The sequence below is a fragment of the Parabacteroides sp. PM6-13 genome (assembly GCF_029892605.1).
Taxonomy (GTDB): Bacteria; Bacteroidota; Bacteroidia; order Bacteroidales; family Tannerellaceae; genus QVMG01.
This window is the reverse complement of sequence record NZ_JARXWF010000002.1, coordinates 326,752-339,862: the sequence shown is the minus strand read 5'-3', so window position 1 is coordinate 339,862 and position 13,111 is coordinate 326,752. Positions and strand designations below refer to the sequence as shown.

The 13,111-nt window shown below is 47.9% G+C and carries 10 protein-coding genes; 3 read left to right on the top strand and 7 right to left on the bottom strand.

The genetic code is table 11. The features are described 5' to 3' along the window. Positions 1-70: 70 nt before the first annotated feature. The 7 genes from M2134_RS03415 to M2134_RS03385 all read right to left on the bottom strand — a co-directional run bounded on the left by M2134_RS03415 (position 71) and on the right by M2134_RS03385 (position 9,923). Positions 71-823: a LytTR family DNA-binding domain-containing protein gene (locus tag M2134_RS03415; RefSeq protein WP_280751939.1), complete on the bottom strand. Its 753-nt coding sequence runs from the start codon at positions 821-823 to the stop codon at positions 71-73. Positions 824-825: 2 nt separating this feature from the next. After that, positions 826-1,962 carry a sensor histidine kinase gene (locus tag M2134_RS03410; protein ID WP_280751940.1) on the bottom strand — a complete coding sequence of 379 codons (1,137 nt, stop codon included), beginning with the start codon at positions 1,960-1,962 and terminating at the stop codon, positions 826-828. Between the two features lie 703 nt (positions 1,963-2,665). Continuing rightward, positions 2,666-3,886 (bottom strand): ABC transporter permease, encoded by a 1,221-nt coding sequence (locus M2134_RS03405; RefSeq protein ID WP_280751941.1) that lies wholly within the window; start codon positions 3,884-3,886, stop codon positions 2,666-2,668. A 40-nt stretch (positions 3,887-3,926) separates the two neighbouring features. Next, complete coding sequence (locus M2134_RS03400; RefSeq protein WP_280751942.1) at positions 3,927-4,670, bottom strand: ABC transporter ATP-binding protein; 744 nt, start codon at positions 4,668-4,670, stop codon at positions 3,927-3,929. A 166-nt stretch (positions 4,671-4,836) separates the two neighbouring features. Continuing rightward, complete coding sequence (locus tag M2134_RS03395) at positions 4,837-6,024, bottom strand: efflux RND transporter periplasmic adaptor subunit (RefSeq protein WP_280751943.1); 1,188 nt, start codon at positions 6,022-6,024, stop codon at positions 4,837-4,839. A gap of 14 nt (positions 6,025-6,038) precedes the next feature. Beyond that, complete coding sequence (locus M2134_RS03390; RefSeq protein ID WP_280751944.1) at positions 6,039-7,352, bottom strand: TolC family protein; 1,314 nt, start codon at positions 7,350-7,352, stop codon at positions 6,039-6,041. 234 nt (positions 7,353-7,586) lie between these two features. Further along, positions 7,587-9,923: an FtsX-like permease family protein gene (locus M2134_RS03385; protein WP_280751945.1), complete on the bottom strand. Its 2,337-nt coding sequence runs from the start codon at positions 9,921-9,923 to the stop codon at positions 7,587-7,589. Positions 9,924-10,218: 295 nt separating this feature from the next. Between M2134_RS03385 and M2134_RS03380 the strand changes: the two genes are divergently transcribed. From M2134_RS03380 to M2134_RS03370, 3 genes are all read left to right on the top strand, one after another. After that, a complete protein-coding gene (locus tag M2134_RS03380; RefSeq protein WP_280751967.1) occupies positions 10,219-10,671 on the top strand; it encodes a DoxX family protein in 453 nt (150 codons plus the stop codon). Positions 10,672-10,745: 74 nt separating this feature from the next. After that, on the top strand, positions 10,746-12,647 hold the full coding sequence (locus tag M2134_RS03375) for a thiol protease/hemagglutinin PrtT (protein ID WP_280751946.1): 1,902 nt from the start codon (positions 10,746-10,748) through the stop codon (positions 12,645-12,647). Between the two features lie 97 nt (positions 12,648-12,744). After that, positions 12,745-13,110 carry a BlaI/MecI/CopY family transcriptional regulator gene (locus M2134_RS03370; protein WP_280751947.1) on the top strand — a complete coding sequence of 122 codons (366 nt, stop codon included), beginning with the start codon at positions 12,745-12,747 and terminating at the stop codon, positions 13,108-13,110. The last annotated feature ends 1 nt before the right edge of the window (position 13,111 follow it).

The following is a 13,111-nucleotide window of genomic DNA, read 5'->3' as shown; positions in this document are numbered from 1 at the left end:
TATATACATAGAGAAGGGGCTGATTTTTGGATCAGCCCCTTCTTTTTATCTGTTTAGTGCGAAAACAAACCTACATCTTCGAAATCAGCGAGCGTTGGGTGAGGAATTCGTAGAATTTGTCCTTGTAGCTGTCGGAGATGGGGATGTATTCTTTGCCGAAGACGATGCGGTTGCGTTCGATCACTTTGATCTTCTCGGGTTGCACGATAAAAGAACGGTGAACACGGATAAAACGGCTGGCGGGGAGCATCTCTTCGAGCGCCTTCATGCTAATCAATGAAAGGATGGGGCGGGCTTCGTCTTCGATGTATATTTTCACATAATCTTTCAATCCTTCGATGTAGAGGATCTTACGCAGCTCGACCTGGATCAGTTTGTATTCCGTTTTGATAAAAATACTTTCGGGCTCTTCCGGGGCAGGGTTATATTCCATTTTTCCCCTTTCCATCGGCTCTTTTCCTACTTTTTCATACCATTGCAATGCTTTATGGGCAGCCGTCAGGAAGTCGGTATAAGCGATCGGCTTCAAGAGATAGTCCAGGGCGCTGACCTTATATCCGTCGAGGGCGTATTGATTGAACGCGGTGGTGAAGATTATGCGCGTATCGGTCGTCAATATGCGTGAGAACTCCAATCCGTTCAACTCCGGCATCTGAATGTCGAGGAAGAGCAGATCGACCGGTTCGTTGGTCAATAAGTCGATCGCTTGCAAAGCGCTGTTGAATTTCGCTTTCAGTTCCAGGAAAGGGGTCTTATTGACATAACTCTCCAACAGGCTGACAGCCAGGGGCTCGTCGTCGATGATGCAACAGGTCAGTTTCATGGCTAATTCCGATGTAAGGTAATAGATAGGTAAGCGCGATAGTTATCACCCTCTTTCCCGTAGGTAAAGGTATGATGATGAGGATACAGCAGTGCCAGGCGTTTCCGGAGATTCGGCAGGCCGATACCCGAACCGCTTTTGTCATTGTCGGTCTCTTTGGGGTAGTTGCTGTTGATGATCGTACAGATGATCTCGTCGCCTTCCTGGTGGATATCAATGCCGATAAACGAGGGGTGGATATTGCTTACCCCATGCTTAAAGGCGTTCTCGATCAGGGAGATAAACAATAGGGGGGCGATGCGGGCCTGTGGCGTTTCGACTTCAATAAAGGTCTTAACCTCCACATGTTCGGGCAAACGGATACGCATCAATTCCACATAGTTGCGCACAAATGCGAGCTCATCTTCCAAAGCGACCAGCGGTTGGCTGCTGTCATACATCACATAGCGCAACAGACGGCTCAACTCGTGCACCGACTCCTGTGCTTTTTCCGGGCTGAAAGCAATCTGGCTGTAGATATTATTCAGCGTATTGAACAGGAAATGCGGATTGAGCTGGCTTTTCAGATTTTGCAATTCCGCCTGTGTGCGGTTCTGTTCGAGCTCTTTGCGCGCGGCCTCTACCCGGTACCAGCTGCGAGTCACCTGAAACAAGGTGCCCAGCGTAGCGGTAAACACAAAGCGGGTTATATTTCCAAAGAATAAGCGCATATTCCAGAAGTCCTGCTCCGGCCTTCCGCGTGGCGGTGGGGGAGGGATGCGGTCTGTCGGTGCTGTCGGCGCTGCCTCGATCGAATGTGGAAGCAGCTCCATGGAAAGGTGCATCAGGATCGAAACGACTGTGATCAGTAGGAGATTATACAACAGAAACCGCCAGATTTTTTTCTTAAACAGGAAATGCTCTACCAGAAACGAATAGTTGGCATAGAACACCACCATCATCGCCACCAGGCCTATGGTAAACCGCAGGTAGGTATCCCAGGAGATGGTCTGATGCGACCGAGTGGAGATCATAACAAAGGGGAAGCTGAAGAATATCGCCCAGGCAATGACATGAAGAAGCCAGCTATGGCGCAACAGAAACAACGACCCGGTGCGTTCCGAGGGAATAGAAGGAGCTGTATGATGTTTATTTTCCATAAGACAAATGTAGTAATTTAATGTGTATTCTATTTATGGTGTTTCATGTTTCAATGGGTGATGTGTCGGGGGAGGGCTTCGGCCCCTCCAACCTCCCCCAAGGGGAGGCTTAAGGTTGTATCTTCAGATTTTGGAAGAATTGAAGGTTCTAAAGTCCGCAAGGACTTATACTTGGATAACCCCGTGCAAGCCGTCAGGCGCAGCTCGGGGTGGGTTGTCGCAGAGACACGAGCTCCGTAGGGGCTCAACAGTTGACCTCCTACGGAGCTCATTATATAGACATTACTTCTACCCCGAGCTGCGCCTGACGGCTTGCACGGGGTTATCTAGGTTGAAGCCCTTCCGGGCTTTCTGCAAATCTTCCCCTTTTCTCCAATTTGAAGATCCGCATCCATCAGAATAATCATATTAAATTAAATCAACCCAATCACATCCTGAAAATCCAAAAATCAGCGGAATCAAGGTTCAGACATTTTGACATTTTGTCAAAATCGCCCGACTATTTTTCCAAAAACGTAGGGGTATTTAAAATTAGTCCCGCGAGTAACACTTTTTAACGTATCATATTGTAAAGCAAAATCGCTATTTTGCTTTCATTTTGTCAAACAACGTTCGCTTCTCCGAAGGCGTAAAACAATCACCCATTGCCCCCCCTCCTTCGCCTAAGCAAATGTTGCCTATTATCAATTATCAATTAATAACTCTACTCATACCGTATCGCCTCGATCGGATCCAATTGAGCCGCCTTCTGTGCCGGATACCATCCGAAGAAAACCCCGGTGAAGGTACAGACGGCAAAGGAGAGGAAGATGGTCCATGCCTGGATAGACACCGGATAGTGCACCAGGAGATTGACCATAAAGGCCGCTCCAACGCCAAACAACACCCCGATAAGACCGCCCGTCACACTGATCAGGATCGATTCGATCAGGAATTGCGCCAGGATGTCGCGTCCTTTGGCTCCGATACTCATGCGAAGACCGATCTCGCGGGTTCGTTCGGTGACCGAAACATACATGATATTCATAATACCGATACCTCCCACCAGGAGGGAAATACCTGCCACAGCCGCCAGTAAGACCGTCATCAAATCCGTTGTCGTCGTCATCATCTTGCTCATCTCTTCCATCGAACGGATGGTAAAATCATCTTCATCTGTCTCTCTTAACTTGTGGTTGCGGCGAAGTATTTCCGTAATCTCGTCGATCGCCTGGTCGGTATATTCTTCTTTGATCGCCGAAGCGTTGATTCCCTGGATATGGGTAATGGCCAGAACTCTTTTCTGAATGGTTGTATATGGAGCTAAGATTAGGTCGTCCTGGTCCATACCCATACTGTTATATCCTTTGCTTTTTAATACCCCGACTATGCGGAGCGGGATTTTATTGAAGCGTATCACTTTGCCTACCGGGTTCTCACCGTTGGTAAACAATTCGTCCACCACTGTTTTCCCGACAACGCATACCTTCGCGGCGGTGGCGATGTCCTGCGATGTAAACATATCACCATCTTCCACCTCGTAGCGGCGGATGTCGAGGTAGGCCTCGTTTACGCCATAGACGGTGGTCGGTTTGTTATTAGCACCGAATATCAGTTGTCCGCTGCTATTGACCGTAGGCGACACAGCCGATAGGTAGCGCGTTTCGTTCACGATATTTTCAAAATCGGTCAGTTTCAATGTCTCCATCGAAGAGGCGCTCTGGCGCACACCACCCCGCATATCGCCTCCGGGCTGGATCATGATCATATTCGATCCCATCTCGCTGATCTGCGATTGGATACTCTTTTTCGATCCTTGCCCGATGGCCAGCATGGTGATCACCGAAGCAACGCCGATGATAATGCCCAGCATGGTGAGGAATCCGCGCATCTTATTGTTTGCTAAGGCACGGAGGGCTATTTTAAATAAGTTTGTACCGTTCACGTTTATCAATTATTAATTGTTAATTATTAATTGCCACCTATCAATTATCAACTTCAACCGGAAGTTTCGCTAATTCCTTTGCTGCCGATTGTATGTTGTCGTTGTAGGTGTCGCTGACAATGCGTCCGTCTTTTAACAGGATATTGCGGCTGCTGTAATGAGCTATTTCCGGATTATGGGTCACGAAGATGATGGTTCTCCCTTCGGCATGAAGGCGCTGGAAAAGCACCAGGATCTCGTAGCTGGTGCGTGTATCCAGGTTTCCGGTCGCTTCGTCGGCCAGGATCACTGCCGGGTCGTTCACTAAAGCGCGGGCAATGGCTACGCGTTGCATCTGTCCGCCCGACATCTGATTGCTTTTGTGCTGCAACCGATCGCCCAGTCCTACGGCTTTGAGCGATTCAATCGCTTTCTCCTTACGCGCTGCGGCGTTGAAAGAGGGATTGTACATCAATGGTAGTTCTACATTCTCCACGGCAGTTGTCTTGGCCAATAGGTTGTAGCTCTGGAAGACAAACCCGATCTTCCGGTTGCGCAAGGTAGCCCGTTCGTTCTTACCCATCGTACGCACCGAGATGCCATCCAGGAAATACTCTCCTGCCGTTGGCGTGTCCAGGCAGCCTAAGGTATTCAGGAGCGTACTCTTACCCGAGCCGGAGGTCCCCATGATCGTCACGAATTCCCCTTCATGGATCGTGAACGATACGCCGCGCAAGGCGTGCACCGTCTCTTCTCCTACCTGGAAATCCCGTTTTATATGTTCAAGGCGTATTATCTCTTTCATAATTCTACATTTATCACCTCTCCCCCGACCCCTCTCCACAAGAGAGGGGTGTGTTCGGAAGGGGCATAGATTCTTTTCTTTCTTTTTTCTTTTCTTTCTTCCTCTAACAGATCTAAAGATTACCGATCACACCCCTCTCTTGTGGAGAGGGGTTGGGGGAGAGGTGCTATCTCCTCCCCGGAGGGCCTGGCATAAAAGGACTTCGTTCAACCGCATCGGCTGCCGCCATCTCTCCGTTGGAGATCAATCCGGCTACCACTTCATCACCATCCGAAAGTCCTTCTATGACCTCAGCCTTGTTTCCCCCGTTGGCTCCTATGGTGACCATCTTAGGCACCAGGGTATTTCCCTGCAGCTGCCATACCACCTTTTTCCCGACGGCAGGCTCCAACGAGAGATCAGCCACACTTATTTTCATCTTTTCCAGTTGCTCTTCGTCGGGGATAAACCGGAGCGCTTTGCTCGGGATCGTCAATACATTTTCCCGTTCCATCGTATATATCGTCACATTCGCTGTCAAGCCTGGTTTCAGTTTCAGGTCGGGATTGTAAGCGCTAATCACCACTTCGTAGGTGACCACATTGGAGGTAGTCGTCGCCTCCAGTCTGACCTGGGTCACTTTTCCTTCGAACACATCCTCCGGATAGGCATCTACCTCGAAGCGTACGTTCTGTCCTTCGGCCACCTGGCCTATATCCGCCTCGTCTACGTCGGCGATCACCCGCATCTGGGTCAGGTCGTTGGCGATCGTAAACAGGGTAGGTGTGCTAAATCCGGCCGCTACCGTTTGTCCCTCTTCCACCGCGCGGTTGATCACCACGCCGTCGATCGGGCTGGTAATGCGGGCATAGGAGAGGTTACGGCGTACTTTAGTCATTTCCGATTGGGTGCGTTCGTAGCTGCTTTTTGCCTTTTCGTAATTGTAGGTAGCCGTTTCATACTCCGTGTCGCTGATCAACTGTTTGTCATAAAGCACCTTGGAACGGGCAAAATTCTTTTCCTGGTATTCATACTCGGTCTTGCTGCTGGCAAGCTCCGCCTCTTTTGAGACCATTTCGGCCTGCAGGTTCACCTTATCCATTTCGGCCAGGAGTTCCCCTTTTTTCACTACGCTGTTGTAGTCGACGTAGATGTAATCGATGATACCCGACACCTGTGTTCCTACCTCTACCTTCACCACCGGTTCCACGGTGCCGGTTGCCGTGACCGAATTAGTGATAGAGATGCGACTGGCTTTTGCTGTCTCCAATTGCATTGCCTTACCTGTGGATTTCCCCTTTATCAGAGGGACAGAGCAAACGACCAGCGCAATCACTATCACACCTACGAGTATTGTTTTTTTATTCTTCTTCATGATCTTATGTTGTATTAATTTATATCGATGGGTTGTTTTTGGTAGATATTCAACAGCTGAATGCTCATAACAGCCATATACTTCGTCTGCAGGAGTTCCTGTTGTGCCGCGAGTAGATTATTTTTTTCCGTCAGCATCTCTACCGTATTCTTCATGCCGAGGAAGAATTGCTGCTCGGTCAGGTTGTAGCTCTCTTTCACATAGTTGAGCCGTTCGGCCGCCGAAACATACTGGCTTTGAGCCGAGGTGGCATCGAGGTAGACACCCTCCACTTCGCGCAATAAGGCTTTCTGGGTGTTTAATAGCTCCAGTTGACTGGTGTTCAGGGAATAGCGCGCCTTGTTGACGGCTGTTTTATTCTCCCGGTTGCTGTAGATGGGAATATTGATAGATAGACCGATGTTTTCATTCAGGCGGTTCCATACCTGATTACCAAAAGAGGCGTCAGAACCCGAAAGGTGGCCGGTACCCACACCTGCGTTCAGGGAGATAGTAGGCCAGTAGCCACCTTTCGCTTTTTTAATTTCAAGTTCTGACTGATTTATTGCCAACACACTATTCCTGACCTCCGGCATCACTGCCAAAGAAGTGCTGTAGACACTCTCTTTATCAGGCAATATCTTTAATACATCGTTATCGGAAAGAGTCACTTCAACCAATTGCATATCCTCCAAGATTTCCAGTTCGAGCAATTGTTTGAGTTGCATCTTATAGTTTTCCAGGTTGTTTTGAGAGACCACCAATTGGTACTTATCCGTACTGAACTGGCTCTCCATCTGGGCGAAGTCGACCGGTGAGATGGAACCTGCCCGCAACAGTTCTTCGGCTCTGTCGCGTTGTGCCTTCGACACCTCCACGGTGTTCTCATTGACACGTACCGATTCCATGGCATACATCACCTGCAGATAGGTCTGGACAATAGAGATACGGATGTCATCTTCACTTTGTTCAATCGCCAACACATTCATTTCATCCTGTATCTCCTGTTGTTTGATCGTGTTGGTACGTTTCCCCCCGTCAAACAATGTCCAATTGGCACTTACATTGTAGCTACCGCTGTAGCTGTTGTTTGTCTGCACATCACTGGAAGGGTAGTTGGTGAACCCCTGGCTTACCGAAGCGGATAGCGAGGGGAACAAACGCGCCCTGGCCTGCTGGGTATCCTCTGTGCCCGACAACTGAGCGATCTTCGTCTTTTGGATCTGAATGTTATACTCAAGCGCATAATCCAAACAATCCTGTAAGCTCCATAATCTTCCTTCCGATTGGGCACTTGCCCCGAGTGGGGCAAGTAAAAGTATGCCCAATACAATCATAACCTGTTTCATCTTTTTGCCTTATTAATAGCGAACTAAAAACCGAAAGCAAAATTAAGATGAACGGGATACGCCGGCAAGCAATCTCGGCAGCGAGGTTGAAACAATAGACGAAAGGGAGGTTTTAATCGATGAACGCGTCGAAGACGCATGACGTTGATAAACCCCATGTGAAGCATAGCGGAACATGGGGCCAAGAGATCAGGCATCCTCCCCCCGGCCTCGAAGTGGTCGGATTTTGGTAGCTTATTCCGTTTTAATGCTATCGACAGGATTTGCGTTTGCCGCCATGTAACTTTGAAAGAATACCGTGACAAAAGAGATGACAAAACATCCCAATCCCGCGAGAATAAAGAACATAGGGCTCAGATGGATCCGGTAGGAATAGCCCGACAGCCAGTTGCGCATCAGATACCAGATGATGGGCGTTGCCACCACAAAGGCGATAAATACATAGTTGAGGAAGGTGCCAACCAACCGTTTCAGGATCTGTGCATTGTTTGATCCGAACACTTTCCGGACCCCGATCTCACGCGAGCGCTGCTGGATGAAATAGGTCGACATAGCCAATAAGCCCAACAGAGAAAGCAGAATAGCGATAACGGCGAATATACCGACAATCTCTGAAATCCTTTTCTGCACGGTAAAAGAATCAGCCACCTGCTGGTCGATGAACTTACCGTTAAACTCGACGCCGACAATCTCTTCGTATTTATCTTTCACCTGTTGCCAGCCGATAAAGGGATCACCCTGTACCTGCACTAAGATATTCCACGGATGGAACTCTTCTGTATTCCTTATTTGCAGATTGATCGGTTGCTTTTCCCAGAGAATATTCCGCAGGTTGAAATCTTTTATCACACCGGCAATCGGCACATCCGGCTGGTAGAAGGTGAATGTTTCCGCATCTATAGGCAGGTTTTGTTCCTTCAGCGCGTATTCATTCAGGTAAAAGGCGTTATTGGAAGCCACATGGTTTTCCCGGATGATCTCGATCCCCAGCATCTCCATAAAGGCGGAATCGACTATCAATGTCTGAAAACCAATCGAACGATCCTCGAATTCAATCGTGTTATTATTTCCTCCGTTAAACGGCGTGCCGGCAGATGTCGATACTAAAGAGACCGCGCTCAGCCGGCGAAATTCATTCGCCAGTGTCATTACTTTATCTTTGGAACCCAGGGTCTCCGCTGAGATATCGATAATATTCTCCGTGTTATATCCCAAAGGCGCCTTCATAAGATGGTTCACCTGTGAGATCATCACCAGGGCAGCCGCCATCAGGGCAATCGTGATCGCATTCTGGAAGGTGATGAAGAAGCGGCTGAATACCATTTTTGTCTTCTTACGGAATCCTCCTTTCACCACATCGACCGCTTTTGTCCGGGAGATCAGCAGTGCCGGGAGAAGTCCGGTGATAAAACCGATCAGGATGATAGCAACAAGAGCCAATAATAGGTTCATCGGTGTTAATATCGCATAGAGATCGATCGTCGCATCCAATATTCGCTCGCCATAGGGACGTGCGACAAATGCCAGGAACAGTCCTATCAGGAAGGAAATAAAAGTAAGGATGACGGATTCACCAATCAGCCGGGAGAACAAGCTCATGCGGGAAGAACCCAATAGGCTGCGGGTGGCCATCTCCTTGGCTCGGAAGCCGGTTTGGGCGACTGTCAGGTTGATATAGTTGATCACCGCAAAGATCAGTATCAGCAAACCAACTGCCAACAGGATCATAACCAGTTGCTTGTCGCCCTTATTATACATATACCCAAAGTTCGGCGCATAATAGGCCTCCGTAATGGGAATAAACTCTACGGTCTTTGCTATTTCCCGTTCAAAAAACCAATAAACAGTCTTGAGGTAGTCGCGCATATCTTCCGCTTTGGAAGCAAGCGATGCTCCTTCCCGCTCTTTTATGAAAGCATTGGTGGCCAGGGCATTGTTGTATATGTTGCCGTCCATGTCCGAACGGAAGCGGCGAAGATTCTCTGTGCGGAGCAGTATATCGTTGTATTTTATGACCGAGTGGCGGATATCCTTCATTACTCCATTGACCACAAACGAGATGGAATCATTCATCACCAGGGTCTTCCCGACAGGGTCTTCGTTGCCGAATACTTTGCGCGCATACGATTCGGATAGCACCGCCTCGTTTTGGTTGGCCATTACATAATCCTTATTCCCTATAACAAGCGGAAACGAAAAGAAGCGGAAGAAATTGTCGTTCACAAAGGAAACCGAACTATTCCATTTCTTACCTTCTGTCAGCACCGGGATTTCATCCTGTCCGGCAAACAGGATCGCACTTGTTACATAACAGTAATCCTCAATTTCGGGATAACGTTCCTTTAGTCGTCCGGCAATCCCATAAGCAGACATATTATGCTGTTCGTCGCCGAGCATATAGATACGCTCCGCATCCGCGTGAAACCGGTCGGTGGTCAACTCCTGCCGGGTGTAAGTGAGGATGAGGATGACAAACATCAACGAAACGGATAATCCAAATATTTCAATCGCTGTATACACTTTGTGCTGTCCTAAGAAGCGCAAAAAAGAATTAAATCTGAAAATAGCCATGATCTTTATTTTTATATACAAAAGCAAAGACTATGCCAATCGGATTAACCTATTGTATAACAACGGTATGAGTTGAATTCCTCCCGATAAGGAATGTCCACAAATTAGACAATCCTGTCTATATTTTTTACACTCCTGTGCAGGTTTATCTATATATTCCGGTCTGCCTTCAATAGAGAATAGACGCCTTAGCAACCATTTGCTTTGTTTTCCTGTTCTTTTGATAGAGTGTTTAGAAGCTGTTTTGAATTTTATTGGAGCTTCTTAGTATGAACAAGTAAAATAATTGATAATGATGAAAACGATTGTGCATTTTTTATTTCCGTTGAAACCGGATAACAAGGGATATTCTTTGTTTTTATTGGCGTTTCGCCTTTTGTTTGGTGGGTTGTTATTGGTGCATGGCATTCAGAAATGGATGAGTTTCGCGGAGCTCTCCCAGGTGTTTCCTGATCCGCTGGGCGTAGGTAGCTCGGTCTCTTTGGGGCTGGCGATCTTTGGTGAGGTGGCCTGTTCGCTGGCGTTTATCTTTGGCGTATTCTATCGCTTGGCGGTTATCCCGATGATCTTCACCATGGGGGTTGCTTTCTTTGTGGTCCATGGGGGCGATCCGTTTGCTGTGAAGGAATTAGCGTTTGCCTATATGATGGTTTACGCGATTATGTTTGTTGCCGGTCCCGGTCGATACGCATTCGACAGAATCCTTGCGGAAGCGTTGACGAAGAAGTCACCTTCCCGGACCGACTAAGCGCAAAAGTACTTGGGTATGTGCGTAAATAGATTTATATTTGCATATTTACATCTAACAGTAAATAGCAAAATATGTCTATAAAAAGAGATCTGATTCGAATCGGAGTCGCTTTGGCGCTCCTGGCTGTGGTTGGTTTTGTGTATGCAGCTCCTGTTAATGAAAGTACGGCGAAAAAAATAGCCTCCCGGTTTGTGACCTCTTTTTCTTCGTTGCGAAGCGCTCCTGTCCTGTCGCTCGTCTACACCGGCGAGGCGAATGAGGGTTTGCGTTCCGGTCAGACACCCCTTTATTATGTTTATAACATCGACGCCAACGGTGGCTTTGTGATCGTGTCGGGCGACGATGTGACGCATCCTATTTTCGGATATGCCACCTCCGGAAGGTTCAAAACCGAAGATATGCCTGCGAATCTGGCTTATTGGTTGGATTTTTACAAACAGGAGATGCTTTATTATATCGAGCAGGGAGTCACCCCTTCACCTGAAATCAAGGATGAGTGGCAAAGTCTGTCGTATGATACAAAAGCGACCACCATCGAGGCAGGGCTTGAGTTGTCTACCGCCAAGTGGAACCAATCGACGCCTTTCAATAACCTTTGTCCTTTGGACGATAAGGAGAAAGTATCCGTGACCGGTTGCGTGGCAACGGCGATGGCTATTGTGATGCATTATCACCGTTGGCCGGAGAAAGGAACAGGCAGTATACGCTATTATACCAGAACCACCAATCGATTGGCATCGGCCAACTATGGTGCGAAATACAACTGGGATAATATGCTCCCGGAATACGTCTTACAAGAGAATGTGCCGACCTGGACCGACCAGCAGGCAACGGCGGTGGCTACGTTGATGTTTCATTGTGGCACCTCCGTGGAGATGGATTATAAGTCGACAGCCAGTGGCGCCTATGCCCATGATATCGTCCCGGCAATGAATAAATACTTCGATTACGACAACGGTTCCGTGTTGCGCTGCCGTGATCTCTATACCCTGGAAGAGTGGGAAGAGATGATTAAAAAGGAGATCGATGAAGAACGCCCCGTTCTCTATGGGGGAATTACTTCGTCTGATGAGGGGCATCAGTTTGTGGTCGACGGATATGCGAAGACAGATCATTACTACCACCTCAACTGGGGCTGGGGTGGCTATTGCGATGGCTATTATCGCCTGTCCAGTTTGAATCCTGCGGCGGGCGGGATCGGAGGCGCGATCTCCGGCAAAGGATACGACTACGATCAGAATGCCATCATAGGTCTGCAGAAAGCACAGGCAGGATCCCAGATCAATAACGAACTCTATTATCTTGATTATGAACCTAAAGAAATAGATAAACCCAAAGGCGTTTTTGGTTTGTACACAGATGTGGATCATGTCGTACAAAATGAACCCTTTACCCTTTATTTTAGCTGTATATACGATTATGGACGGCGTGATTTCACGGGAGAGGTTGCTCTCTTTCTGGAAAACAGTGCCCGGGAACGGAAGCAGATGATCTTAGGCATGAAGATGGAGAAAGGTTCTCCCAATGGCATCCTGGAGGCCGGTTATATGGTGTACGATGATAAAGGATCGGAGGTGACCATCACCGAAGAGGTAGAAGAGGGGGATATGCTTCGTATGTATTACAAGCCGGCAGGTCATGATTGGCTTCCGCTTCGCGGTGACTCGAAAGCCACGGAAGCGCTGCCGATTTATAAGGAATCGCCGGTGGCTAACGAAGCGATCCGCCTCGAAGAGACTGTTCAGGTATTCCCGACCCGCGTGCAAACAGGACTTACGGTTTCTCTGCCTGAAGGCGTCGTGGCACAGCGTGTTTCACTCTATGATATGTCCGGTCGCTTAGTCAAACAGGAGGCGATTAGCCATGGTGATTCGCAAGTATATGTATCCCTGAACGGACAAACACCGGGCATATATATTCTTTCTGTACAGACATCTCGCGGAGAGAGTCGACATAAAATCATAAAAGAATAGGCATTTCGGGCATATTTAATACTATTTAACTCCTTTCTTTTTGATTGTTTACGATCGAATCGTAGATTTGTGAGATCGTATCATAAAAACATGTATCATGGAAAAATTAACCATACAGGAAGAGGATGTTATGCGCCGTGTCTGGCGTACGGAACCTTGCTTCGTAAAGGATGTGTTGGCCACTTTTGAGGAAGAGGAAAAGCCTCCTTACACTACGTTGGCGTCGGTCATTAAGAACCTGGAACGTAAGAAGTATGTGAAGGCTCGTCGTTGTGGCAATACCTATCAATATTATTCTTTAATAGCAAAAAGCGAATACAAACGAACGTTCATGAGCGGTGTTGTGACCAACTACTTTGCCGATTCTTACAAGGAAATGGTCTCTTTCTTTGCCAAGGAGCAAAAGATCTCGTCTGACGATCTGAAAGAGATTATCCATATGATTGAAAAAGGAAAAGAATAAC

Bases quoted from the DNA above. Each gene is read 5' to 3' on its own strand.
- M2134_RS03385 (WP_280751945.1), bottom strand. From the start codon at position 9,923: ATGGCTATTTTCAGATTTAATTCTTTTTTGCGCTTCTTAGGACAGCAC.
- M2134_RS03415 (WP_280751939.1), bottom strand. From the start codon at position 823: ATGAAACTGACCTGTTGCATCATCGACGACGAGCCCCTGGCTGTCAGC.
- M2134_RS03370 (WP_280751947.1), top strand. From the start codon at position 12,745: ATGGAAAAATTAACCATACAGGAAGAGGATGTTATGCGCCGTGTCTGG.
- M2134_RS03400 (WP_280751942.1), bottom strand. From the start codon at position 4,670: ATGAAAGAGATAATACGCCTTGAACATATAAAACGGGATTTCCAGGTA.
- M2134_RS03390 (WP_280751944.1), bottom strand. From the start codon at position 7,352: ATGAAACAGGTTATGATTGTATTGGGCATACTTTTACTTGCCCCACTC.
- M2134_RS03375 (WP_280751946.1), top strand. From the start codon at position 10,746: ATGTCTATAAAAAGAGATCTGATTCGAATCGGAGTCGCTTTGGCGCTC.
- M2134_RS03380 (WP_280751967.1), top strand. From the start codon at position 10,219: ATGAAAACGATTGTGCATTTTTTATTTCCGTTGAAACCGGATAACAAG.
- M2134_RS03395 (WP_280751943.1), bottom strand. From the start codon at position 6,024: ATGAAGAAGAATAAAAAAACAATACTCGTAGGTGTGATAGTGATTGCG.
- M2134_RS03410 (WP_280751940.1), bottom strand. From the start codon at position 1,962: ATGGAAAATAAACATCATACAGCTCCTTCTATTCCCTCGGAACGCACC.